27 protein-coding genes and 2 tRNA genes are annotated in these 23035 nt (G+C 37.4%); 1 reads left to right on the plus strand and 28 read right to left on the minus strand.

Annotation, left to right across the window (positions count from 1 at the left end):
• Positions 1 to 30 precede the first annotated feature (30 nt).
• From raiA to AB5M32_RS04720, 5 genes are all read right to left on the minus strand, one after another.
• The gene (gene raiA / locus AB5M32_RS04700) at positions 31 to 591 is read right to left on the minus strand and encodes a ribosome-associated translation inhibitor RaiA (RefSeq protein WP_010718572.1); all 561 of its coding nucleotides are present in this window, start codon (positions 589 to 591) and stop codon (positions 31 to 33) included.
• Positions 592 to 724: 133 nt separating this feature from the next.
• Entirely contained in the window at positions 725 to 1414 is a 690-nt protein-coding gene (locus AB5M32_RS04705) for a ComF family protein (protein ID WP_178285814.1), read from the minus strand.
• Positions 1401 to 2777, minus strand: coding sequence for a DEAD/DEAH box helicase (locus AB5M32_RS04710; RefSeq protein WP_178285812.1), 1377 nt, complete (start codon positions 2775 to 2777; stop codon positions 1401 to 1403). Before AB5M32_RS04710 ends, AB5M32_RS04705 begins: the two co-directional genes overlap by 14 nt.
• 176 nt (positions 2778 to 2953) lie before the next feature.
• Positions 2954 to 3277 (minus strand): PTS sugar transporter subunit IIB, encoded by a 324-nt coding sequence (locus AB5M32_RS04715; RefSeq protein ID WP_010718577.1) that lies wholly within the window; start codon positions 3275 to 3277, stop codon positions 2954 to 2956.
• 95 nt (positions 3278 to 3372) lie between these two features.
• Positions 3373 to 3660 (minus strand): hypothetical protein, encoded by a 288-nt coding sequence (locus AB5M32_RS04720; protein ID WP_368024349.1) that lies wholly within the window; start codon positions 3658 to 3660, stop codon positions 3373 to 3375.
• A gap of 134 nt (positions 3661 to 3794) precedes the next feature.
• On the opposite strand from AB5M32_RS04720, the gene AB5M32_RS04725 reads away from it, so the two are divergent.
• Entirely contained in the window at positions 3795 to 4436 is a 642-nt protein-coding gene (locus AB5M32_RS04725; RefSeq protein ID WP_178287256.1) for a YigZ family protein, read from the plus strand.
• 97 nt (positions 4437 to 4533) lie between these two features.
• Here AB5M32_RS04725 and AB5M32_RS04730 read toward each other — a convergent pair whose 3' ends face one another.
• From AB5M32_RS04730 to rnr, 23 genes are all read right to left on the minus strand, one after another.
• Positions 4534 to 5241 (minus strand): GntR family transcriptional regulator, encoded by a 708-nt coding sequence (locus tag AB5M32_RS04730; protein ID WP_010718580.1) that lies wholly within the window; start codon positions 5239 to 5241, stop codon positions 4534 to 4536.
• A 256-nt stretch (positions 5242 to 5497) separates the two neighbouring features.
• On the minus strand, positions 5498 to 5668 hold the full coding sequence (locus AB5M32_RS04735) for a hypothetical protein (protein ID WP_010718581.1): 171 nt from the start codon (positions 5666 to 5668) through the stop codon (positions 5498 to 5500).
• A 120-nt stretch (positions 5669 to 5788) separates the two neighbouring features.
• Positions 5789 to 5860: transfer RNA gene (locus AB5M32_RS04740), tRNA-Gln, on the minus strand.
• A gap of 6 nt (positions 5861 to 5866) precedes the next feature.
• A tRNA-Tyr gene (locus AB5M32_RS04745) sits at positions 5867 to 5947 on the minus strand.
• Positions 5948 to 6034: 87 nt separating this feature from the next.
• Positions 6035 to 6268 carry a DUF2969 domain-containing protein gene (locus AB5M32_RS04750; RefSeq protein ID WP_010718582.1) on the minus strand — a complete coding sequence of 78 codons (234 nt, stop codon included), beginning with the start codon at positions 6266 to 6268 and terminating at the stop codon, positions 6035 to 6037.
• Between the two features lie 83 nt (positions 6269 to 6351).
• Positions 6352 to 7239 carry an ROK family protein gene (locus tag AB5M32_RS04755; protein WP_025480524.1) on the minus strand — a complete coding sequence of 296 codons (888 nt, stop codon included), beginning with the start codon at positions 7237 to 7239 and terminating at the stop codon, positions 6352 to 6354.
• Between the two features lie 80 nt (positions 7240 to 7319).
• Positions 7320 to 7817 (minus strand): GNAT family N-acetyltransferase, encoded by a 498-nt coding sequence (locus tag AB5M32_RS04760; RefSeq protein WP_368024350.1) that lies wholly within the window; start codon positions 7815 to 7817, stop codon positions 7320 to 7322.
• Complete coding sequence (gene yidD / locus AB5M32_RS04765; protein ID WP_010718585.1) at positions 7804 to 8073, minus strand: membrane protein insertion efficiency factor YidD; 270 nt, start codon at positions 8071 to 8073, stop codon at positions 7804 to 7806. Before yidD ends, AB5M32_RS04760 begins: the two co-directional genes overlap by 14 nt.
• Positions 8074 to 8253: 180 nt before the next feature.
• Positions 8254 to 8430 (minus strand): DNA-directed RNA polymerase subunit beta, encoded by a 177-nt coding sequence (locus tag AB5M32_RS04770; RefSeq protein WP_010718586.1) that lies wholly within the window; start codon positions 8428 to 8430, stop codon positions 8254 to 8256.
• A 12-nt stretch (positions 8431 to 8442) separates the two neighbouring features.
• A complete protein-coding gene (murA, locus tag AB5M32_RS04775) occupies positions 8443 to 9744 on the minus strand; it encodes a UDP-N-acetylglucosamine 1-carboxyvinyltransferase (protein ID WP_010718587.1) in 1302 nt (433 codons plus the stop codon).
• A gap of 104 nt (positions 9745 to 9848) precedes the next feature.
• Positions 9849 to 10082, minus strand: a complete 234-nt coding sequence (locus AB5M32_RS04780; protein ID WP_010718588.1) for a DUF1146 family protein — start codon at positions 10080 to 10082, stop codon at positions 9849 to 9851.
• A 448-nt stretch (positions 10083 to 10530) separates the two neighbouring features.
• The gene (locus AB5M32_RS04785) at positions 10531 to 11382 is read right to left on the minus strand and encodes a hypothetical protein (RefSeq protein WP_242697129.1); all 852 of its coding nucleotides are present in this window, start codon (positions 11380 to 11382) and stop codon (positions 10531 to 10533) included.
• Between the two features lie 144 nt (positions 11383 to 11526).
• The gene (locus tag AB5M32_RS04790) at positions 11527 to 13035 is read right to left on the minus strand and encodes a hypothetical protein (RefSeq protein WP_256736321.1); all 1509 of its coding nucleotides are present in this window, start codon (positions 13033 to 13035) and stop codon (positions 11527 to 11529) included.
• Positions 13036 to 13253: 218 nt separating this feature from the next.
• Positions 13254 to 13676: a F0F1 ATP synthase subunit epsilon gene (locus tag AB5M32_RS04795; protein ID WP_010718593.1), complete on the minus strand. Its 423-nt coding sequence runs from the start codon at positions 13674 to 13676 to the stop codon at positions 13254 to 13256.
• A gap of 13 nt (positions 13677 to 13689) precedes the next feature.
• Positions 13690 to 15096, minus strand: coding sequence for a F0F1 ATP synthase subunit beta (atpD, locus tag AB5M32_RS04800; RefSeq protein WP_010718594.1), 1407 nt, complete (start codon positions 15094 to 15096; stop codon positions 13690 to 13692).
• A gap of 22 nt (positions 15097 to 15118) precedes the next feature.
• Entirely contained in the window at positions 15119 to 16021 is a 903-nt protein-coding gene (locus tag AB5M32_RS04805; protein ID WP_010737986.1) for a F0F1 ATP synthase subunit gamma, read from the minus strand.
• A gap of 13 nt (positions 16022 to 16034) precedes the next feature.
• A complete protein-coding gene (atpA, locus tag AB5M32_RS04810; protein WP_010718596.1) occupies positions 16035 to 17591 on the minus strand; it encodes a F0F1 ATP synthase subunit alpha in 1557 nt (518 codons plus the stop codon).
• A 22-nt stretch (positions 17592 to 17613) separates the two neighbouring features.
• A complete protein-coding gene (gene atpH / locus AB5M32_RS04815; protein ID WP_034699144.1) occupies positions 17614 to 18156 on the minus strand; it encodes an ATP synthase F1 subunit delta in 543 nt (180 codons plus the stop codon).
• Positions 18143 to 18667: a F0F1 ATP synthase subunit B gene (gene atpF, locus AB5M32_RS04820; protein ID WP_010718598.1), complete on the minus strand. Its 525-nt coding sequence runs from the start codon at positions 18665 to 18667 to the stop codon at positions 18143 to 18145. The genes atpH and atpF overlap by 14 nt, the downstream gene beginning before the upstream one ends.
• Positions 18668 to 18876: 209 nt before the next feature.
• Positions 18877 to 19092 carry an ATP synthase F0 subunit C gene (atpE, locus tag AB5M32_RS04825; RefSeq protein ID WP_010718599.1) on the minus strand — a complete coding sequence of 72 codons (216 nt, stop codon included), beginning with the start codon at positions 19090 to 19092 and terminating at the stop codon, positions 18877 to 18879.
• Between the two features lie 50 nt (positions 19093 to 19142).
• Positions 19143 to 19862 (minus strand): F0F1 ATP synthase subunit A, encoded by a 720-nt coding sequence (atpB, locus tag AB5M32_RS04830; protein WP_010718600.1) that lies wholly within the window; start codon positions 19860 to 19862, stop codon positions 19143 to 19145.
• Positions 19863 to 20162: 300 nt separating this feature from the next.
• A complete protein-coding gene (smpB, locus tag AB5M32_RS04835; protein ID WP_010718601.1) occupies positions 20163 to 20627 on the minus strand; it encodes an SsrA-binding protein SmpB in 465 nt (154 codons plus the stop codon).
• A gap of 39 nt (positions 20628 to 20666) precedes the next feature.
• Entirely contained in the window at positions 20667 to 23033 is a 2367-nt protein-coding gene (rnr, locus tag AB5M32_RS04840) for a ribonuclease R (protein ID WP_178285808.1), read from the minus strand.
• Between the last annotated feature and the right edge of the window lie 2 nt (positions 23034 to 23035).

Below are 23035 nucleotides of genomic sequence, written 5' to 3' on the forward strand. Positions count from 1 at the left end.
CTTTTTACTGCTTTTTCTAATTGTTATTTATCAGTCGGTTTCAATCAAACCGTATTTGCCATCTTTACGACGGTAAACGATACTTGTACCATTGGTTTCTGCATCTTCAAAAATAAAGAAATTATGACCAAGCATGTTCATTTGTAGAACAGCCTCTTCACTGTCCATTGGTTTCAGTGATAAACGTTTCGTGCGGACAATGTCTAATTCAGAATCATTTTCATGATCGGCATCGTCAGCTTCGTTATTGAATAATACCGCTGCATCGGCTGTGTTCATACCGGTTTCGCGAGATTTACGGTTAATTTTTGTTTTGAATTTGCGGATTTGTCGTTCCAATTTGTCAACTACCAAATCAATACTTGCATAAAGATCAGGTGATGTTTCTTCGGCACGCAATACAAGATAAGGTAATGGAATAGTTACTTCCACTTTCGCTGTTTTTTCAGTATAAACTTTTAAATTTACATGTGCTGTAGCATCGGGTGCATCACTGAAATAGCGTTCAAGTTTTCCTACTTTTTTCTCAACGTAGTCACGAATCGCTTCAGTTACTTCGATATTTTCACCGCGTACATTGTATCTAAACATAAAAATTACCCCTTTCGTCTACCACAATCAAGAAGGAGAAGGACCACTCTTTCCCTCTTCTTACTACCATTATATCGAACTCTAATCCATTTGCAAACTAAATCGCTATCAAGGACATTCGTTTTTCATTTATTTATCGAGCTAGCGAAAAGGTGCGGATTTTTTCAGGAGCATGTGGCAATAAACAAGAAGCAGCATGGAAAAGGGTTTGCCCCGTCGTATAGACATCGTCTACCAACAATACTTTTTTCCCTTTGATGATCGTTGGAACAACAGCTAATTTGAAAGGTTGGGTAGTTTTTAAACGTTCCTGACGTGTTTTTTGGGATTGTGGAAGTGAATGATCAGAGCGAGTCAGCAGTTGACTATAAGGTATTTTAGCTACTCTCAACATTTCAATGACCTGATTAAACCCACGTTCTTTTAAACGTGCAGCGGCTAGTGGGATTGGACAGATTTGATAATCGCTAAATTCTTGTTGTATTATTTGCAACTGTTTAGCAAATGTACCTGCCAGTCGGACATCTCCCATAAATTTATAGCGCTTTAACCATTCTTTGAAGGCTGAATCATAGTAAAAACAAGCATGATGACTGAAATCATAATTGGGATAGGCGTTTTTCCAGGCAATACAATCTTCACAATACGTAATATCACCAGGCAGTTCTTTCTGGCAAGTTCGACAGCTTTGCTGTTTATTTATCGGACGAAACAAATTTGAACAGTCCTCACAAATCTGAGGAAGAATCTTTCCCAACCCAAGAATCTCGCTGATCTTCAAATTTCGGATGACTTGTTTTTGACAATAACTACAACGATTCATGTGTTTTTTCTCCTCTAGGCTCACTATTTTTCATAGCAAGCTGCTTTTTTCCTTGACGATTCATTTCTTTAATCTCACGACAGGCTAATTTGATAGCTTTTGTCAGTTCTTCATAGAAAAAATAGACTTGGCTATTGGTAAAATCTCCCTTTCGATCGGCTCGACCAGCGATTTGTACAAGGGAAGATTTAGTAAAAACACGGTGATCAGCGCCTAACACGATCACTGACACATTCGCAAATGTTACCCCACGTTCCAAAATCATTGTAGTAAGTAACACATCATATTGTTGCTTTCTCATTTGCTGAACTTTTTCTGAACGGTTTGGATCTTTTGCGGATGCATCGGTAATACGGTACATGGGTAAACAACGCTTTAACAGTGAGGCTAATCGATTCATCAAGGCAATCGACGGACAAAATAATAAGACATGATTTTGTTGGAGCAGCATGTTTAGACACTTCAAAAGTGGTCGAAGTTTTTTTTCTTTCAAACATTTATTTGGCCAGTCATTCCAAAAAAACAAATGTGGTTCAGGCAATAACCGTTGATGGAAGCGAAGTGGCAATTGATGGATCAAAAAGGTTGAACGGATTTTTTTCAGTAGCTGCTCATTAGGTGTCGCACTTAAATAGATAAATGTTCCTTTTGGTTTAATTGCAGTTTCAACAGCATAAGCTAACCCAGGATCTCCTGCAAAAGGGAACGCATCCACCTCATCGACGACTAACAGATCAAACGCCTGATAAAAACGATACAGCTGATGCGTAGTCGCAATCACGAATGGACTAAAGCGATAGGCTTCTTTCTTTTTTCCATGAAGCAGGACAATGTCTTCTTCTGGAAAAACGCCACAAAAACGCAGGTAAAGTTCGTTACACACATCAACCCTAGGTGAAACTAATGCGACTCGTCCACCTTTTTCTAACGTTTTTATGACCTTTTCATAAAGCATCTCAGTCTTTCCCGCTCCTGTCACAGCCCAAATCATGTGCTGTTTTCCCGAGACATCAGTGACCAAGTTCGTAGAAATCGCTTGTTGAGTTGGCGTTAACTTTCCTGTCCAAGTAAAACAGACATTTCTTTTCGGCAACTCAGGTTGTTCAAATAAAAATAATTCTTGTGTGTTGTCACAACGACCTAAAAAAAGACAAACAGGACAAAAGAAGATCGGTTGATTTTTCTCTATTTTACCTATTTTTGTTCGCTTGTTGCACCGATTACATTTTAGCCAATTCCCTTGTAAATGAATGGCGGCTAGTTTCTGATAGCGAATCTGTTCAAAACGATCATCGAACCATTCTAACAAGTCTCTCGTAAGTAATCGTCTACCATATAAACTGCATAAACTACTTTTTTTCATCTAATCCCCTAAAAGAAGATACGCTACATCAGTCCATTCTTCAAAAAATTTGAGAATAAATGGTTATTTGAAACGGTTGGTATAAAAAATAAGTCAAAAAATCCAGCGAATAGGCGCCCTATTCGCTGGATTTTTCGGCTTGTTTCCGATATGAACATCTTAGTATGCTCTGTCCTTTATTTGTTTTCAATTAAATGGATGGCTTGTTGTAATACTTTTTCGCCATTCATCAACCCATAATCTGCCATATTGATAATATCTAATGGGATTCCTTTTGGCTCTAGACGTTTTTCAAAATCAGCTTTCATGAAGCGGACTTGTGGACCCAACAGCAAAACATCAACTTCTTTAGAAGCTAGCTGATTATCGGCATCAGAAGCTGATACGGCAAAAATATCCGTATCAATTCCTTGTTCTTCAGCAGCTTTTTGCATTTTTGTTACAAGTAAACTGGTACTCATCCCAGCAGAACATACGAGCATGATTGTTTTTTTAGTCATTTTACTCTCTCCATTCTTTTAACTTTTGCAAACGATTTCTTTTTTGCTTGTGTGATTATTATACAAAAAAGCAAGATAATGTCAACGTTTTCTTATCAGTCGAATAGCCAACTCGATTTAACTAATTGATTGAACACAACATATTCTTTTTTTAAATTGATCACCACAACCTCGTAGCCAGCATTGATCCAGCCATATGCTCCTTTTTCTGGGTGCTTATAATCATTTGCCCACCAATCAGTGCTTTGTCTAGCTGATTTAGGGAGCCCATAACTTGGAAAAAGAAGTTCGTCGATCTGTGTAAATGTTAAAGTAACCTGTGATCCCCCGTTATTTTTTAAATATTGGGTGATGTCGTCATATTTTTTTATGCGTTCTTTCATCCCCATCTCACCTTTCTTTCTTCTATTATCCCATAGACTCTCTTCATTACTCAAGTATTATAAGTGTTGAAACTAAAGGAATAATTCATTATACTTTGACTATTATCAACTACTTGTAAGGAGGAAGCATCACGCTGAATAGTTATAGAACCATCCAAGCAGACGGTCAAGCAGAAATCGAAGTCAAAAAATCTCGTTTTATTTGCTCTATGAAACGAATTGAAACGGAAGCAGAAGCTAAAGCGTTTATTCAGGCAATGAAAAAAGAGCATTGGAAAGCAAACCATAACTGTAGTGCTTTCGTTCTCGGTGAAAAAAATGAAATTCAACGCAGTAGTGATGACGGTGAGCCTAGTGGTACGGCAGGTGTCCCAATGCTGGAAGTACTAAAAAAAAATGAATTGATCAATGTGGTCGCTGTCGTCACACGCTATTTTGGTGGGACAAAATTAGGTACCGGTGGTTTGATTCGTGCCTATACACAGGCTGTTTCTCACGCACTAATTGAAATCGGGATCGTTGAAGGAACACAACAGCAAGAAATAGCTGTCCATATCACCTATCCGCAATTAGGTAAATTAGAAAATATGCTTGAGTTGAAACATATTCCTATAAAAGAAACGATCTACACAGACAAAGTCACGGTTCACTGCTTGATTATAGAAACAGAAGTTACGGCATTTAAAACAGCAGTCGTTGAATTATTGAATGGACAGGTGGAATTTACAGATGGTCCAATTTCCTATCATGAACAACTGGTAGAAGCTAACCAGTAATCACTCTATCCGCTGATCTCGAAATCAAAAAAGAAAGAGCCTAGGACAAAACTTGTCTCAGGCTCTTCTTTATTTGGACTGTTTCGTGTCTCTCTCTTTATTTCTCTAAATAAAATTCAAAACGATTTCCTACATATTGCGTACGAACATATTCAAATGGGGTACCGTCATCAAAATAAGAAGTTTGGCGTAAACGTAACACAGCATCTCCTTTTTTTACTTCTAAATATTCTGCAATTTTTTCTGAAGCAAGAATGGCTGTGATTGTTTGATTAGCTGCCCCGATCTTATGCCCACTTTTCTCTTCGAGTACCCGATAAAGAGAATTGGTAATTTCAGATTTACTATAGTCTGCAATAATCTTTTGCGGGATACTGGCTACTTCAAAACAGATTGGTATATCATCAGCATAACGAATTCGTTCCATACGAAGAATCGTTTCGTCTTTTTCCAGTTGCAGCTTCTCCATTTCACTAGAACTTGGGGAAGTTAAAAAATAAGAGATTGTCCGACTAGAGGGTACTCGATTCTGTGATTCCATAATTTCAGTAAAACTGGTCGCACCCGACATCTTTTCTTGGACTTTTTCTCTTGCTACATATGTACCTGAGCCAATTTTTCTTTCCAAAATCCCTTCATCAGCCAGGTTTTGAATGGCTTGACGTAAAGTCATTCGACTAACATTGAATTTCACTGCCAATTCTCTTTCAGAAGGAAGGCGATCACCGATTTTCCAAATACCTTGTTCGATTTCACTTTTGATCTGATCATGGATTTGTATATAGACTGGTAGTTGATTCGACATAACGTATATCCGCCCTTTCATTTCCTTTATTATAACTGGTATATACCTGGTTCACAACTGAAAAGGAAAAAGTTTCTTTTGCTCGACTAATTGTCGATCAATCATTTGCCAACCCGATTATTTTATCCAAAAGTTTATGTAAGTAAATGTGTGTCCTTCCTCTTTAATCCAAGTGGAAGGATTGAAAATCATTTTGTAAAATAACAAAATCTCCAAAAGACAGCAAAATCACTGTTTTTTAGAGATTGTGTTATTCTTAACGGTTTTTTGAAAGCCATTTTTTTGTGTGATTGGTTGGACGCTTTGATTTCACTTGTATCGCTTTTTCTGATTTTTTCGGTAACCGGACTTCTACCTGATACTTTTCCGACTTAATCAAATCATAGATTTTCTCTGCAGTCTCATCTACTTTTTCTTTCCACTTCATTTTACTGCCCCCTTTTTTTGATCTATCTACTATTCACTCTAGCCTATTTCTTGATAATCTTCAAGAAACAAGCTGTTCTCACACAAAAAAAGAGTGATCTTAATAGATCACTCCGTACTACTGGGGTAGCTGGATTCGAACCAACGCATGAGGGAGTCAAAGTCCCTTGCCTTACCGCTTGGCTATACCCCAATGAAATGGAGGAGAGTGGATTCGAACCACTGAACCCTAAGGAACGGATTTACAGTCCGTCGCGTTTAGCCACTTCGCTACTCCTCCGAAAGGTTTGTATCAACCTGACTTAGTTATAATACCTAATTTTCCAGATTTTTGCAACCCCTTATTGAAAATTTTTTTGATATTTTTTTATTCGTGTAGATTCCAGTGACGAATAACTGTTTCTATCGCGTTTTCAAGACTCTTTTCTTTCCCAAAATCTTCTTCACCAAAAAAAATTTCAAATTCTTTTGGTCCATAAGCCAAAATTTCCCCAATCATTTTTTTACCAATAAATAACTGAGTCACATCATAAGTTGTTCCTTTGATTTGTTTTTTGACTTCTTCGATACGTACTTCAATATCTTTATTTTTTTTTGACATCTTTTTCCACCTCCATGATAGTTTATCATATTCAATCATGGAATGCCTACCATATGTCTAAAAGTTTTGTTCAACGCTATGCATCATTGAACTAAACCTTCACGTTGAGCGGTGAAATTGGCAGCTGCTCCAATCAAGTTTGCATCATTTCGATAATCACATAATAAAATTTTAGGATCAAAGTCATTTAGTTCTAAATCTGTAGTTAATTGTTTCATTCGTTGATTGATTTCTGTTAATAACCCTGCTTTTGCAGAGATCCCCCCACCAATCACGATGACTTCAGGATCAATCGAAAATTGGATACTAAACAAACCTTTTGTTAAATAATTATAAAAATTATCTACCTCTTCTTTTGCTAGTTCATCCCCTTGTTCTGCTCGTTCAAAGACTTCTTTTCCGCTATAAGTCGTACGTGAAACTCCCAAACGGTCACAGTAACGCCAAGCCATTTGAACTGCTGTACCAAGCTTACTAAATGTTTGATTGCCTTCTAAGAACATCAAGCCAAATTCTCCCCCGTACAAATGAGCGCCTTTATTTAGTTGTCCTTGGGTAAAGATTGCCCCACCTACTCCAGTCCCAAGTACAACAAATGCTACATGTTGATATTCTTTCGCTGCGCCTTCATAATACTCAGCCATTCCAGCACAATTAGCATCATTTTCGATCGTCACTGGTAAATGGAAGAGTTCTTCCAGTTCATGAAAAATATTGAATCCGTGGATATAAGGAATGGCACTAATCCCTTCAATCAGCTGTTTCTCCTGATTCACTACTCCAGGTGCGCTGATTGCTACGCCTTCAATCGCCTTCTGTTTTACAAACGTTTGGAATACCTGTTTTAAATGCGCTTTCATTTCTTCCCATGTCTTAGGAGTCGGAAATTGGCTGGTGTCTTCAAGCGCTTGTCCATTCCAATAGCCATATTTTACTGCGGAACCACCAAAATCAAAAACTAAAATACCCATCATTTATTTGTCTCCTTTTCTCATACTGTTTTTATTTTAAGTCAAGCCACAGTATTTTGAAAGCCTTTTTATGGATGAGTTCAAATTTTCTTTGCTAGAGTTACTTGATCTCGTAAACGTTGGCCATTTTCATAGATTGGCTGTTTATAATTTTTGACAAAATAATCTTTTTCTCTAGAAATTTCCAGGAAGCCGATTTTTTTATACAGTTGTAAAGCTGCTGATGACGTACTCCCCGTCCGAATAATGACTTGTTGTTGAGTGGTTTTTAACTTTTTCATTTCTTTTAGTGTATGGGTAAGCAACGCGTAGCCGATTCCTTGACCTTGAACTTTTGGAGCTACAGCTAAATTCATTATTTCAAACACTAATTTATTTGTGAGAAAAACGATCACTCCCTGAATGTCGTTTTCTGCTTTCCATATAAAACCAGCCCCTTGATCAATGTATCGTTGGATGTTTTCCTCTTCAGGATCTGCATCCAACAATAATGACCAAGGTAAAGTTGATTGATCTAGTGTGACGATACTTTTTTCTCCAGAATGCTCGGTCTTACCTGACTGTTTACTTTTCATCATAATTAGGCATCTCTTTATCTTTCTTATTACGTGTCAATTGACAATTTAAAGGCACGTAATCGATTCCGCCCTTTACGAATGGATGGCAACGCAAAATGCGTGCTGTCCCCATCAGCGTTCCTTTAAATGCACCGTGTACTTGAATCGCACGTATCATATAGTTTGAACAAGTGGGATAGTACCGACAGCTAGGTGGGAAAGCAGGAGAAATAAACCGTTGATAAAAACGGACAATAGCCACTAAGATTTTTTTCATCTCATCACCTCATTATTAAAGCTTTGCTCCTCATTCTCCTATTCATGACAAACGACTGTTCAAAGGAGCAATAATCTGCCAAACAGTGGAATGACTCACAATAAAAAAGGACTTCTCAAAAGCGAAAATTCGTTTTAAGAAATCCTTTGTTTGCTTACACTATCATTTTCACACAACTCTTTATCTGAAAAAATCTTGGATGTGCAGCCACAAACTTGGTTGAAAAACCTTAAACGGATTTCCACCACCGATAACCCCGTATCCAATCATTGTTCCAGCTATAAATAAAAGAATCAGTAATAGTATGACAACTAAAATCTTCACCAATGTGATTAAAATATACCGTTGGCTACTCATTTTATCACGTCCTTAAACAGTGACTTGAGCTGTTTTATCAGCGGGCGTTTGATCGATTGCCACACGTTCCACATCTGCACCTAAGTTTTGCAATTTAATATGGAATTGATAATAACCACGATCTAAGTATTTAAGATTGCGAACGCGTGTTATGCCATTTGCTTTTAAACCAGCAAGTACTAATGCTGCAGCAGCTCGTAAATCTGTTGCATAAACTTCAGCACCTTGTAATTCATGATTCCCGTCCATAATCGCTACGTTTCCATCAATCTTCACATGGGCGTTCATACGGCGCATTTCTTCTAAATGTTGGAAGCGATTCTCAAAAACTGTTTCAGTCACCATGCTCGTTCCCTCAGCGACTAACTGAATAGCAGTCATTTGGGCTTGCATGTCTGTCGGAAAACCAGGATGAGGCATTGTTTTGACGTCAGTTGGTAAAATATGTTTTGGACCAACAACTCGAATGCCGCCTTCTTCTTCAGTGATCGTTGCACCCATTTCAATTAATTTAGAAATCAACGGACGATTATGTTCTGAGATTGCATCTGCGATCAAGACATTTCCTTCAGTCATCGCTGCTGCTACCATAAAGGTACCTGCTTCGATCCGGTCTTGAACAATTGCGTGTTTCACTGCATGCAGATGATCGACTCCTTCGATACGCATCGTTTCCGTACCAGCACCATAGATATTTGCGCCCATTTTATTTAAAATATTTGCAAGATCTACAATTTCAGGTTCTCGAGCGACGTTTTCGATGATCGTTGTTCCTTTAGCTTTTACTGCTGCCATCATGATATTTTGAGTGGCTCCAACACTTGGAAAATCTAAATAGATCGTGTTACCGATCAATTCATCCGCAATAGCTTCGATGTAGCCATTTTTTTGAATGATTTTCGCACCCAATGCTTGGAATCCTTTAAGATGTAAATCAATTGGACGTTTCCCAATCGCACATCCCCCTGGCATGGCAACTTTTGCATGACCATTTCTAGCAAGTAATGGTCCCATTACAACGATAGAAGCACGCATTTGACTCACATATTCATATGGCGCTTCGATTTCTAATTGTCTTGACGCATCAAGCGTTACTTGATTATTGTCTTCATCAAACACTACATCTACGTTTAAATGACGAATCACTTGATTCATAGTGAAGACGTCAGAAAGAATTGGAACGTTGTCTAAAACGGTTGTTCCTTCTTCAGCCAACAAACTAGCAGCTAAAATAGGTAGAACAGCATTTTTAGCTCCTTCGATTTTTACTGTTCCATTCAATTGTTTGCCACCTTTGACGATGATCTCTTCCATGTTGTTCCCCCCAAAAAATTCCAATGAGCTATAAAGACTCAAAATCTTTTCTATTATATCATTTCTTTTATTAAAATAGTACCTTTTTTTATAGTACCTTTTTTTTACTGCAGGCTAACGAAAAGATTTCGACACAATGCAATAATTTCTAAGAAGAAATTACTGGCAGTATATCCTAAAAAAATAGAGAAGAATACAATCGCCATTCGAATTTGCGTATCATGCATTTTTTTAAAAAACATCTCAATTCGCAGTGACCGCAACGACCAGAAAGCCAGATAAATAAAAGCTAAATGACTCACGATTCGAATAATTGCATCAATTCCGTATACTTGCATAGTGACGTCCCTTCAAAATTATACTTTTTTTAATAACTAACAAAATGATGATACCATAAATTGGAAAAATAGAGAAATTATTGGTTGTAAAAAGATGGAATTTGTTGGCTAAACGAGACGAGAATTTTCAAGAACTTTACATTCAAATGATGACTCTGTTTCAATACCTTATTTTTATAAACTATTTTAACTACTATTTCACATGCTTTTTTGATGAAAGTTGTTCCTTATTTGCTTATGTACTCATATCATTATAATAGAATTTACCATTGATAATTAAACGATTATTTAATATAAATATATGCCCTCTCTTATAGTGTAGGAACAAAAAATCCTTTGTTTAATTTCTTGATGATCGTACAATCAAGTCTATTTCTTTTTTTGCCATCTTCTTTGCTTGTACTTTAAGGTCAGCTAAGTTATTTGTTATTGTTTCATTTAAATTCTTTTATCTACATATTCGTTGGTTGATTGTTTCTGGCTTCACTTGATTTTCTTTAAAGGATGGTTGTTCTGCTACTTTTAGCTCAAATAATTTATTTTTTATTTCATTTAGATACTTTTGTCTACATATTCGTTGGTTGATTGTTTCTGGTTTCACTTGATTCTTTTGAAAGGGTGGTTGTTCATTCAACGTTTGCCAACTTTTTGGTTTATAACTTTCCCATTCATTTGGAGATGTTTTCCAAGGTGCAGGCACTTCATATCCATCTTCAAAAAAATGTACCTTTCCTTCAAAATCTTTCCAATTGCGAAAGAGATAGCGAATTTCTTTAGGAGTGAAAGCCTTTTTATCTTTTTTTTCTATAATACGTTTCATATCTAAACCATCAATACAATAATAAATGGTTACATTTTCATTATCTCTTGCACTGTCTAATCCAATTTTACAACCTCTAACAATCAGCTGTCCTGTATATTTGCAATTTTTCTTACATAGATGTTCTATATTTTTTTCCGTAGCTTCATGTAGCCCAGGATTAAAATTGATTACTTTATTTTTTTCAGTATCTTGTGTGCGTTGAAAATAGTAAGACCATAAAGGCCACCAATCTTTAAATGGTGAAATATATTTTTTCCAATTTATTGAAAAATCTTTTAAGTATTCAAGATTCATCGGATTTTTTGGGTGATCATATGTAATCGATGAAAAATGATTATTGTACTCTCTGATATCACAGGGACCTTGTCCTTCAGTATCACTTGAATAGAATCCTTTTTTTCTAATTTTTTCAATCTGTTTCTGTAAGTTTTCCGCTTTTAGTGATAAGCCATAAAATAGAATTATTTCCTGTTTCATCGTTCATTTTCCTTCCCATAAGTTTATTTATTTTTAGTTTTCAAGGTAAATAATAGCAGCAATAATCGTCCTCCTTTGAACTTTTTTCTTTTGTCCTAGTCCGATTTAACAAAAAAAATAGTCATACTACGAAAATTAAAACACTCAACGTTCTTCCATAGCGGGAGATTGATTGTTTCTAATCGGTTGTTTTTTTAACTGAGTTCTCTGATCCATAATTGTCTTGTTTTTTTGTTCTGCTGTTTCAAACTCAGCTTTTCTAGCGAGATTTAATTTTATTCGTTCCTTCAAATAAGCAATGTTTTGATCAGTACTAGTATTAAAAAATTGATTTGTTTGATCAGTAGGAATCGATTTATCTTGTATTATTGCATCATAAAATGGCTTTTGGATTTTCTCATTTGGCTGCGGGTGAAACTTATAAATTGGTGGGAGATATTGCTGATAATTTAACTGCCATGTTCGCTTGATGACATCAATTTGGCTACATGGTATTTTCTTTGATATTTCATTTATGTTTATTACGCCGTATTTATCTATCTGTTCTTTTAATTCAGCATCCAGCCTTGACAATTTATATTGCATTGGCATAGTCCATTCAGAATATGTCAAAAGAATCCTATCTATTGAAGTTTCCTTCTGAGAACCATTCAGATGAGATGCGTGTGCTTGTTTTAGGAGAACTTTTAAGTGATTCTTAGCTAAAATTGTAATATCATTGTTGTTCAATCGTACCATTTGTCTAATATTTTCAAATGATAAATTTTTCCTTCCGTGAAATACTTCCGTTAATAATTGCCGTGCTTTTTCTTCAGACTCTACTTTTATTTTATTATTCTCAGCAGTTACATCTATATTATTCTCAATTAAAATGTTTTTTACAGTTTGACAACTCATCTCATGTTTTTTAGCTAATTGCAAAAAAAATAGTTTATGTCTTTGCTCCAACAAACACTTCACTGATTCAACAAGGGCTTGTTCCTTTTTACTTTGAGTGCTTGTCTGCCCATTCTCCAATGGTTGTTGTGTTGAACACCTGAACTCGCTATTACTTTCTATTGGCACGTTTGTATCTTGTACAAATTCCTTAGTTTCATATAAAGACTCTTGGGCTTTGGTAGACAGCGTTGTTGATTGGGAAGTGTTTCTGATCCCCAACATTTCTTCTATTTCTAGTAACCGTTCGACATCTAATGAGTACTCCAAATGATTTTCCAGTTCGTTCTCTGGAGCAACTTTTTGTTTCTTATATGGGGGAACTTGTACTTTGTTATTCTGTTCTGACACTGCATGACTATCTTGGTTTTGTGTCATTTTCAGTTCATTTTCGTTAATAATGTTTTGCAACGTTCTCTTTCTTTGAATTGTTTCCGATCGCGAGTGTTGTTGCTCAGCAAGATTACCTGTATTATTTTCCGATAGAGGTGGACCAAAATGATGTCTGTTAGATGGAAACTCCTCTTTTTCTTGTTTTTCTGATTCAAGGCTCTTCTTTAAAAGATAGTCCCTAAATTCTTGTAATTGTTTATGTAACGAAACTGTTTGATCATCCGTAAGATTGCCTACTATTTCTGAGTAAGATAGCGATTTTTGTTGCGTATGTGTTTCTTCTTTTGTGTCTTCTGTGGAAAACCGTTGAACCTTTTTCGGCATTATGATACCTCCTTTTTTACTGCAATTAGTTTACCATAGTATCATAATGATGAAAGTTCCATATTTTTATGTAACAAAGAAGTAATTGTTCTTTACTTTTTATGTTTAGAATATAACTACCAATAAAAAAACGATAAAAAAAATCCAAAATTCTAAGGAATCTCCTTAAGAATCTTGGATTTTTTAAGGCCTACTTGTTAGGTCCTCATTCGTTGCTTTTAAGAATGTTTTGAAACCTTGATTCGGTTGATCGCACGATGCAAAGCAACTGTCGCACGTTTCAATTCATTCGTATCTTCTTTTTCTTTTGCTTCTGCGATTTGTCGCTCAGCACGTTGTTTGGCTCTTTCTGCCCGAGAAACGTCAATATCTCTTTCACGTTCTGCACTATCGGCAACGATTGAAACAACATTGTCACGAACTTCCATGATTCCGCCATTGACAGCAATCCAATCGACGTGGGTATCTGAGTCTGTTCTCTTCACACGGACTTCATCAATTGTTAATGGAACGATGATCGGCGCATGTTTAGGTAAAATACCAAGTTCCCCCGCTGTAGTACGTGCTACTACGATCGCTGCATGGTGATCATAGACCAAACCGTCAGGAGTCACCACATTCACAGTTAAATATTGATCCATGGGGCACCCCTTTCTAGTAGCCTAGCTTTTTCGCTTTTTCTACGACGTCTTCTATTCTACCAACACTTCGGAATGCTTCTTCAGGAAGATCATCGTATTTACCTTCTAAGATTTCACGGAAACCTTTGACTGTTTCTTCAACTGGTACATAAGAACCAGGAAGACCTGTAAATTGTTCCGCTACGTTAAAGTTTTGTGACAAGAAGAATTGCACTCTACGTGCACGTGAAACTAAAACTTTTTCTTGATCAGATAATTCATCCATCCCTAAGATCGCAATGATATCTTGTAATTCACGGTAACGTTGTAAGACATGTTGGACTTCAGTCGCTACTTTATAATGTTCTTCACCAACGATTTCAGGTGCCAAAGCACTTGAAGATGAAGCCAATGGGTCCACGGCTGGATAGATCCCTTGTTCTGTCAATTTACGCTCTAAGTTTGTTGTAGCATCTAAGTGGGCAAATGCTGTTGCTGGCGCTGGGTCAGTATAGTCATCGGCTGGTACATAGATTGCTTGGATCGAAGTGATCGAACCTTTTTTCGTTGATGTGATACGTTCTTGTAATTGACCCATTTCAGTTGCTAACGTTGGTTGGTAACCAACGGCAGAAGGCATACGACCTAAAAGGGCAGATACTTCTGAACCAGCTTGGGTGAAACGGAAAATATTATCAATAAACAATAGCACGTCTTGACCTTCTACATCACGGAAGTATTCAGCGATCGTCAAACCAGTCAAAGCTACCCGCATCCGAGCACCTGGTGGTTCGTTCATTTGTCCGAACACCATCGCTGTTTTTTCGATAACGCCTGAATCTTTCATTTCATAGTAAAGGTCATTTCCTTCACGAGTACGTTCCCCAACACCGGTAAATACAGAAATACCACCATGTTCTTGGGCAATATTATGGATCAATTCTTGGATCAATACCGTTTTACCTACACCGGCACCACCGAATAATCCAACTTTCCCACCTTTTAAGTAAGGTGCTAACAAATCGATAACTTTGATCCCAGTTTCAAGGATCTCCGTACTAGTACTTAATTCATCAAAGCTTGGTGCTTTTTTATGAATCTCACTACGTTCTGCATCTTCTGGGAAAGATGATCCTAAATCGATCGTATCTCCTAAAACGTTGAATACACGTCCTAGTGTATCTTTCCCTACTGGAACAGAAATGGCTTTACCAGTATCGATAACTTCCATACCACGTTGTAAACCATCTGTTGATTCCATGGCAATGGTACGGATCACTCCGTCCCCTAATTCTAATGCTGTTTCAAGAACAACTTTTGATTTTTTCTCATCATTTTTATAAACAACTAATGCGTTGTTGATATCTGGTAAGGATTGGTCTAAAGAAAATTCCACGTCGACAACGGGACCGATTACTTGAACAATCTTGCCTGAACTCATCTTTTTTCCTCCAATCTCAATACTATTCTAGCGCCGAAGCTCCGGCAACAATTTCGGTAATTTCTTGGGTAATAGCCCCTTGTCTTGCACGGTTATAAGATACCGTCAAATCATCAATGATCGTTGCAGCATTATCCGTTGCTGTCTTCATGGCAGTCATGCCGGCAGCGTGTTCTGCTGTCTTCGCATCAACGATTGCACCATAGATTAAGCTTTCCGCATATTGAGGCAATAACTGCGCCAAGATTTCTTCTTTTGAAGGTTCAAAAATGTATTCTTGGTCAAAAGTAGTTGCTTCTTCTGGATCTAAATCTGAAATTGGCAGCATTTTTTCTACACGAAATTGGCTAGTTAGTGAATTGATATGATGATTGTAGCATACGTACAATTCATCAAATACTTCATTTTGATACATCGTTGTTGCCATACCTACGATTTTACGCACTTCATCAAAACTTGGTTGGTCCGATAAATTACGTAATTCGTAAGCCAAATTAATTCCTCTAGCTTTGAAGAAATCTGCACCTGTACCTCCGATTGCGATCATCACATAATCGTCAGGAGATTTATGGTCTTCTTCTAAAATAGACATTGTTTGCTTTAAAATCGAACTGTTATAGCCACCAACTAAACCACCATCAGCGGTAATCACGATGTACCCCGTTTTCTTTACCGGACGGCTGATTAACATACTATTGTAATTGATATCTCCACGAGGATTATCAGAAGCAATATCATTTAGTTGAGTAGCTGTCAAATGAGTGACGATTTCTCTGACTTTATTTGCATAAATCTGAAACTTCTGAGAAGAAGCTTCAGATTTTGTCAGTTTAGAAGCGGACACCATTTGCATTGCTCGAGTGATTTGACTCGTTTTCTTCGTTGAAGCAATCCGAGTCTTGATTTCATTTAATGAAGCGCCCATTCATCTCACCTCACTATGCATTTTGAATGGATTTCAATTTGTCTTCTGTTGAAGAAGTGTTTCCTTTTGTCGCTAAGAAAATATCTTTGTATTCTTGGATCGCTTGATTCAATCGTTCTTCTTCTGGAAGATCTTTCGTTGTACGGATCGTTTCAAAGATATCTGCATGATTCGTATCTAGATATTCAAATAATTCATGTTCAAAATCTAAGATGCTGTCAACTGGAATACTATCTAAGAATCCATGTGTCAAAGCATATAAGATAACTACTTGTTTTTCAACAGCTAGTGGTGCATGAAGTTTTTGTTTCAAGATCTCAACTGTACGACGTCCACGATTCAATTTCGCTTGAGTCGCAGCATCTAAATCAGAACCAAATTGGGTAAATGCTTCTAATTCACGGTAACTTGCTAAGTCAAGACGTAATGTTCCTGCCACTTTTTTCATTGCTTTGATTTGAGCAGAACCACCTACACGGGAAACGGATAACCCAGCATCAACGGCTGGACGAGTTCCGGCGTAGAACAAGTCACTTTCTAAGAAGATTTGTCCGTCAGTGATTGAAATAACGTTTGTTGGAATATAAGCAGAGATATCTCCAGCTTGTGTTTCAACAAATGGTAAAGCAGTCATTGAACCGCCACCTAAATCATCACTTAGTTTTGCCGCACGTTCTAATAAACGTGAGTGCAAGTAGAAAACATCCCCTGGATAAGCTTCACGACCTGGAGGACGGCGTAATAGCAATGAAAGTTCACGATAAGCAACAGCTTGTTTTGATAAGTCATCAAAGATAATCAATACATGTTTGCCGTTGTACATGAATTCTTCACCCATTGCAGTTCCTGCATAAGGCGCAATATAAAGTAATGGCGCAGGTTGTGATGCACCCGCATTGACTACGATCGTGTAATCCATTGCTCCATATTTTTTCAAAGTTTCTACTTGTGTACGCACAGTAGAATCCTTTTGACCGATCGCCACATAGATACAGATCATATCTTGACCTTTTTGGTTAAGGATCGTATCGATTGCGATAGATGTTTTACCCGTTTTACGGTCACCAATAACTAATTCACGTTGGCCACGTCCGATTGGAACTAAAGCATCGATGGCTTTTAGACCTGTTTGCATTGGTTCATTGACAGATTTACGTTGCATAACGCCTGGTGCCATTGCTTCGACTGGACGAGCTTTATCTGTAACGATTTCTCCTAAACCATCGATTGGTTGACCTAGCGGATTAACGACACGTCCGATCAAGGCGTCCCCAACTGGAACTTCCATGATTTTACCTGTTCGTTTTACTTTGTCTCCTTCACGAATGGATTCGAAATCCCCAAGGATAATGATACCTACATCATTTGATTCTAAGTTTTGCGCCATTCCGTATGAGCCGTTTGAAAATTCAAGCAACTCACCACTCATCGCATTTTCTAAACCGTGTGCACGAGCAATCCCGTCACCGACATAAGTCACGGTACCGATTTCTTCGACTGAAAGCACGTTTTGATAATTTTCAATTTGTTCTTTGATCAAGGCACTAATTTCTTCTGCTTTGATAGCCATTCGATTCACCTACCTCTTTGTACTATCTATTTAATTGATTACGCATTTTTTCTAATTGCGTGCGAATGCTTCCGTCGATCACTCGATGGTTGGCTTCAACAATTGCCCCACCAATAATAGAAGAATCAACGATTTGCTTCAATTCAACTGTTTGATAGTCCATTGTTTTTGCAACATTCATTTCTAGTTTTTGTAATTGTTCATCAGAAAGTGGTACTGCTGTTTTTACACTACCTAAAAGTAGTCCTTTGTAATCGTTGTAGCGATGTTCGTATTCATCGATCATAAACGATAATTCAGACATCCGATTATAACTATAGACCACTTCTAAAAAGTTTTTCACGATACCGTCAAACCCACTGACAAGTTTATCCATAATGATTCGTTTTTCGTGAGGTTCTAAGCGGACGTCACTAAGTACGTTGCCTAATCCAGGTACTTCACTATAGATTTGGCGTAAGCTTAGTAATTCTTGGTAAATTTCTTCTGCGCTATTTGAATCGATCGCCAGTTCAAATAGTGCTTTACCGTAGCGTCTGCCGACAGTATATTTATCTAGTTTCATTTGAAGAACCTAGACCTTCGATATATTGATTGATTAAAGATTCATGCATTTCTGGAGACAATTCTTTGTTCAAGATTTTAGCCGCGATTTGAAGAGAAAGATCTGCTACATCATCTTTTACAGAGTTTAAAGCTGTATCACGTTCTAACATGATATCAGTTTGCGCTTTGCTTTTTAGACGTGCAACTTCTTCTTGCGTTTCCTTCAAAATATTTTGACGGCTTAATTCTCCACTTTCTTTCGCATTTTTAATGATATCAGCTGCATCAGAGCGAGACGCTAACAATTGTTGTTCGCGTTCTTGTTCCATTTTTGCTGAATTGATGCGAGATTTTTCGGCAGAATCTAAATCATTGGCGATCTTATCTTCACGTTTTTTCAAAATATCGCTGATTGGTCCCCAAGCAAAATGTTTCAATAGAAACATTAGTATCAAAAATGAGCCGCTGACAACGATGATATTACCTAACATCGGATTACCAACTTCTGCAATTGCCAATTGATTCAGCATAGGCTAGCCTTCCTTTCTTTAAGGTGTATCTCATGGATGATGAAGGAATCCTGACTTCAATGATTGAAACAGCCTCCTCAACGCCTTTTGTTCTAGTATTATGATGAAACAACTCAATTATTTTGAAAATAATCAGGTTGTTTTTTTTCAGTTTTTGACAATTAAAAGAGGATTAGTGACAGTAGTCCTATCCTCAAACAGTTAATTGATTAAACAGCAAAGACTAGAATCAAGGCAATAACCACACCTAGAATAGGAACAGCTTCAACTAAGGCTACCCCGATGAACATTGTTGTACGTAATTGACCAGACATTTCAGGTTGGCGTGCCATTGATTCGATTGTTTTAGAGATTACTTGACCATTACCATAACCAGCTCCGATAGCTGCTCCCATGATTGCGATTGCTGCTGCGATATAATTCATAATTTATTTCCTCCTAAATATAGATAAATAGTAGTTTGTTAAAAACGATGTTACTCTTCTACTTCAATCTTATGGCTCATATATACCATCGATAAAGTGACAAAGACAAATGCTTGGATGCTTCCGATAAACAATGAGAATGCGATCCAGACCATCTCTAAAGGAATTGCTAACGGTAATGAGAACCAACCTAAATTATTCATCATATTGGCAATCAAGGTAAGTAAAACTTCCCCCGCGTAGATATTCCCGTAAAGACGCAAAGCAAGTGTTAATAGGTTCGTAAATTCTTCGATCAGCTTCATTGGAAACATGAAACTATATGGTTTCAAGAACGAATTTACAAAATACCCTTTAAATCCAAGCTTTTTCACCCCGAATAAATGAGTAAGTGTGATCATTATAAATGCCAAAGTTAAAGTAACAAACGGGTCTGCTGTCGGACTTTTCCAAAGTGTTGTTTCGCTAGGTAAGACGATTTTCGTTATTAAACCTATATTATTTGCCACGAAGACAAACAAGAACAATGTAAAAGCCAACAAATGAAAATTATTCAATTCTTTTCTAGGCAGATTATCTGTTACGATCCCTCGGGTAAAGTCAATGACCCATTCCAGCGCATTTTGTTTCCCCGTTGGTTTCATCTTAAGATTTCTTGTAAAGAAGTAAACTAAGAAGAAGACAATCAAACAGGTCAATAACACCATCATACAAACAGTACCATCAAACCAAACCGGTCCAATATGGAACGTTAGCGAGCGTTCATCCAATCCATTTCACCTCTTTTCCCTGAATTTCACATAAAATCAAATTCATGTGTACATCTGGTTTTTCTAAATCGTTTTCTAACCAAACGGTATCATACCACCATGAAACAGAAAATTCAAAACATTTTCATGAAAATAAGACAATTTTTTATTTCAGTCAAAAAAGTTTGCTTTTTCCTAGAAATCATCGTGGCGTTTTACAAGAAAAAACCTGTGATATCATGCTTTATCAGATTAAATGCTAACAAATTTTATCATTAAGTAAACCTAAAAGCACCGAATATGCGAAAAAGGATAATGAAATTATCTAGAGAAATTTTTTAATGTTCGATCAATTTGACGATCCACATCTTTTCGTTTTAGATCTTCTCGCTTGTCATAAGATTTCTTCCCTTTCGCAAGACCAATCAAAACTTTGGCATACCCATCACGAATATATACTTTTAAGGGTACGATCGTGACCCCGGTATTTTTTGTTTCAGTCTCTAGCCGTGAAATCTGTTTTTTGTGTAATAGTAACTTTCTTGTTCGTAACGGATCATGGTTAAAAATATTGCCTTGTTCATAGGGACTGATATGAACGTTATGCAAAAATGCTTCACCGTTTCGAATACGGACAAATCCATCTTTCAAATTGATTCGGCTGTTTCGGATCGATTTGATTTCTGTTCCTTGCAGCACCATTCCTGCTTCCATCGTATCGATAATCGAATAATCATGGCGAGCCTTTTTATTTTGGGCGATTAACTTTCCGTCGCCTTTTGGCATATGACATTCCTCCAAACTGGTATTCATAGTGGTTATTGGTTATTTTTTCTTTTTCTTCTTAATTCCCTTATAAAAAGGTTTTTTCCCTTTTTTATTAGATGGTCCTTTTCCTTTTTTCCGCTCATTTGAATAGGAATTTTTCTTTCCATTCCGTTCAGTATGAGATTTTGATGAACGCTTTTGATGACGATTAGAAGGACGATTTTTGTTTGACGTTTTTGGACGTTCTAATGGAACGATTTCTTCTGCATCAATCAATTCAAAGTCGATTGCACGTTCTTCCGGATCTGCTTTGATGACTTTTACCCGCACTTTTTGACCGATTTTAAAAGTTAACCCTGTTCGTTCGCCTACTAATGCTAAATGATTCTCAATAAAGTGGAAATAGTCTTGTTTCAACTCATTGATATGGATCAACCCTTCAATCGTATTGGGTAATTCGATAAACAACCCAAATTTAACAACTGAACTGATGATCCCTTCAAATTCCTCTCCTACTTTATCCATCATGTATTCAGCTTTCTTCATTGCATCTACTTCACGCTCTGCCTCGACTGCACGACGTTCCATCTTCGAACTATGCTCCGCAATTTCGGGTAGCTCATTTTCCCAATAAGTTTGATTTGCTTCACTTGGGTCTTGTCCATACGAGCGAATTAAGCGATGGACGATCAAATCTGGATAACGTCTGATAGGCGAAGTGAAATGCGTATAATATTCCGCAGCTAATCCATAGTGCCCAAAATTATCTTCTGAATAACGTGCTTGTTGCATACTTCTCAACAGCATCGTATTGATAACAGCTGATTCCGGCTTGTCTTCAACGTTTTCAATGACTTTTTGAAGATCTTTAGGTGTGATCGTTCCTTTTGTTCCACGAACGACGATTCCTAGTGCGGAAGCAAAATCAAAGAAACGTTGCATCTTTTCTTCTTTAGGTTGCTCGTGAATCCGATAAATGAATGGAAAGTTGCGTTTATTAAAATGTTCCGCCACCGTTTCATTTGCCGCCAACATGAAAGATTCGATCAACCGTTCGCCTACGCCACGGCTTCGCAATAAGATATCAGTTGGTTGTCCATCTGGTTCTACGAGTATTTTTGCTTCACGGTCTTCAAAAGAAATCGCTCCTCGACGAATCCGCATTTCTTCTAAAATCTGATGTAGCTCTTGCATCTCTTGAAACATCGGCACTAATTGCTTATACCGTTCCATTACCTGCTCATCTTGTTCTTCTAAAATCTGATTGACCGCTGTATAGGTCATTCGTTCCGTCGTTTGGATGACACTTGGGAAAATATCATGAGATACCACCTGACCATTTGGATCAATCTCCATCTCACAACTCATTGTTAGTCTTGGTACGTGAGGGTTCAATGAACAAATCCCGTTTGATAATCTTTGTGGGATCATTGGAATGACACGGTCGGTTAAATACACACTCGTTCCTCGTTCGTAAGCTTCACGATCTAACTGGCTTCCTTCGGTCACATAATTGGAAACATCTGCAATGTGTACACCTAAGAAATAATTACCGTTGGCTAATTTTTTCACAGTAACGGCATCATCCAAATCTTTGGCATCTTCTCCGTCAATCGTCACGATCAATTGTTCACGTAAGTCTCTCCGGCCAACTAGGTCTTTTTCATCGATCGTATCTGGCACTTGATCAGCTTCTGCCAAGACATCATCCGGAAATTTTGTCGGAATCCCGTTTGAGACAACAATCGATAGGATATCCATGCCAGGATCATTTTTATGGCCGATGACTTGTTTGACAATACCTTCTAAACTGGTCGCATAGTTTTTCTCAGGATAATGGGTCAGCTCAACCATTACGATACTCCCATCAACTGGTCGAATCCCTTCAGCTGCTGCATAAACTTTAAACTGATTCAATTTTTTGTCTTTTGGGATAACCACCCCATAAAGATCCGTTTCACTTATCTCTTCCTCTGTGTAAGCTACAAATTCCCCAGCTAATTGCGTAGTTGCTCGTTTGCGGATCTCAACTACTTTACCTTCTGCTCCACGATCCATCGCAGTATCGGCCGTTTTTATGATATCGATCGCTACCGTATCGCCATCCATGGCATACCCAGTTGCTTCTTTAGGAATATAGATATCATCTTCTTCTGGATCAATCGTCACAAAGCCGAATCCTCTTTCATTGGCCCGAAACGTTCCTTCGATCAATACTGGTTTTAATGGTAGCTTCACTTTTCCTTTTTTGGTAAAGACCACACTTTGTTCTCGTTCCATTTGAGCGATCGTCTGAACGAGTAGCTTGAAATCTTCACTTTTTTGCAAGCCCAATCCTTGGGCGATTTCTTCCATTGAAAAGCTTTTTTTGCGCTCGCTCTCAATAAAAAAAATAATTTTTTCTTTCAATGTTTCTTTTGTCATTT

This window comes from Enterococcus sp. C57 (genome assembly GCF_040887305.1).
In the GTDB taxonomy this organism is placed as follows: Bacteria; Bacillota; Bacilli; order Lactobacillales; family Enterococcaceae; genus Enterococcus_B; species Enterococcus_B hirae.

Coding starts and splice junctions, on each gene's coding strand:
- raiA (WP_010718572.1), bottom strand. CDS start 591: ATGTTTAGATACAATGTACGCGGTGAAAATATCGAAGTAACTGAAGCG.
- AB5M32_RS04705 (WP_178285814.1), bottom strand. CDS start 1,414: ATGAATCGTTGTAGTTATTGTCAAAAACAAGTCATCCGAAATTTGAAG.
- AB5M32_RS04710 (WP_178285812.1), bottom strand. CDS start 2,777: ATGAAAAAAAGTAGTTTATGCAGTTTATATGGTAGACGATTACTTACG.
- AB5M32_RS04715 (WP_010718577.1), bottom strand. CDS start 3,277: ATGACTAAAAAAACAATCATGCTCGTATGTTCTGCTGGGATGAGTACC.
- AB5M32_RS04720 (WP_368024349.1), bottom strand. CDS start 3,660: ATGAAAGAACGCATAAAAAAATATGACGACATCACCCAATATTTAAAA.
- AB5M32_RS04730 (WP_010718580.1), bottom strand. CDS start 5,241: ATGTCGAATCAACTACCAGTCTATATACAAATCCATGATCAGATCAAA.
- AB5M32_RS04735 (WP_010718581.1), bottom strand. CDS start 5,668: ATGAAGTGGAAAGAAAAAGTAGATGAGACTGCAGAGAAAATCTATGAT.
- AB5M32_RS04750 (WP_010718582.1), bottom strand. CDS start 6,268: ATGTCAAAAAAAAATAAAGATATTGAAGTACGTATCGAAGAAGTCAAA.
- AB5M32_RS04755 (WP_025480524.1), bottom strand. CDS start 7,239: ATGGGTATTTTAGTTTTTGATTTTGGTGGTTCCGCAGTAAAATATGGC.
- AB5M32_RS04760 (WP_368024350.1), bottom strand. CDS start 7,817: ATGATGAAAAGTAAACAGTCAGGTAAGACCGAGCATTCTGGAGAAAAA.
- yidD (WP_010718585.1), bottom strand. CDS start 8,073: ATGAAAAAAATCTTAGTGGCTATTGTCCGTTTTTATCAACGGTTTATT.
- AB5M32_RS04770 (WP_010718586.1), bottom strand. CDS start 8,430: ATGAGTAGCCAACGGTATATTTTAATCACATTGGTGAAGATTTTAGTT.
- murA (WP_010718587.1), bottom strand. CDS start 9,744: ATGGAAGAGATCATCGTCAAAGGTGGCAAACAATTGAATGGAACAGTA.
- AB5M32_RS04780 (WP_010718588.1), bottom strand. CDS start 10,082: ATGCAAGTATACGGAATTGATGCAATTATTCGAATCGTGAGTCATTTA.
- AB5M32_RS04785 (WP_242697129.1), bottom strand. CDS start 11,382: ATGAAACAGGAAATAATTCTATTTTATGGCTTATCACTAAAAGCGGAA.
- AB5M32_RS04790 (WP_256736321.1), bottom strand. CDS start 13,035: ATGCCGAAAAAGGTTCAACGGTTTTCCACAGAAGACACAAAAGAAGAA.
- AB5M32_RS04795 (WP_010718593.1), bottom strand. CDS start 13,676: ATGGATCAATATTTAACTGTGAATGTGGTGACTCCTGACGGTTTGGTC.
- atpD (WP_010718594.1), bottom strand. CDS start 15,096: ATGAGTTCAGGCAAGATTGTTCAAGTAATCGGTCCCGTTGTCGACGTG.
- AB5M32_RS04805 (WP_010737986.1), bottom strand. CDS start 16,021: ATGGGCGCTTCATTAAATGAAATCAAGACTCGGATTGCTTCAACGAAG.
- atpA (WP_010718596.1), bottom strand. CDS start 17,591: ATGGCTATCAAAGCAGAAGAAATTAGTGCCTTGATCAAAGAACAAATT.
- atpH (WP_034699144.1), bottom strand. CDS start 18,156: ATGAAACTAGATAAATATACTGTCGGCAGACGCTACGGTAAAGCACTA.
- atpF (WP_010718598.1), bottom strand. CDS start 18,667: ATGCTGAATCAATTGGCAATTGCAGAAGTTGGTAATCCGATGTTAGGT.
- atpE (WP_010718599.1), bottom strand. CDS start 19,092: ATGAATTATATCGCAGCAGCAATCGCAATCATGGGAGCAGCTATCGGA.
- smpB (WP_010718601.1), bottom strand. CDS start 20,627: ATGCCAAAAGGCGACGGAAAGTTAATCGCCCAAAATAAAAAGGCTCGC.
- rnr (WP_178285808.1), bottom strand. CDS start 23,033: ATGACAAAAGAAACATTGAAAGAAAAAATTATTTTTTTTATTGAGAGC.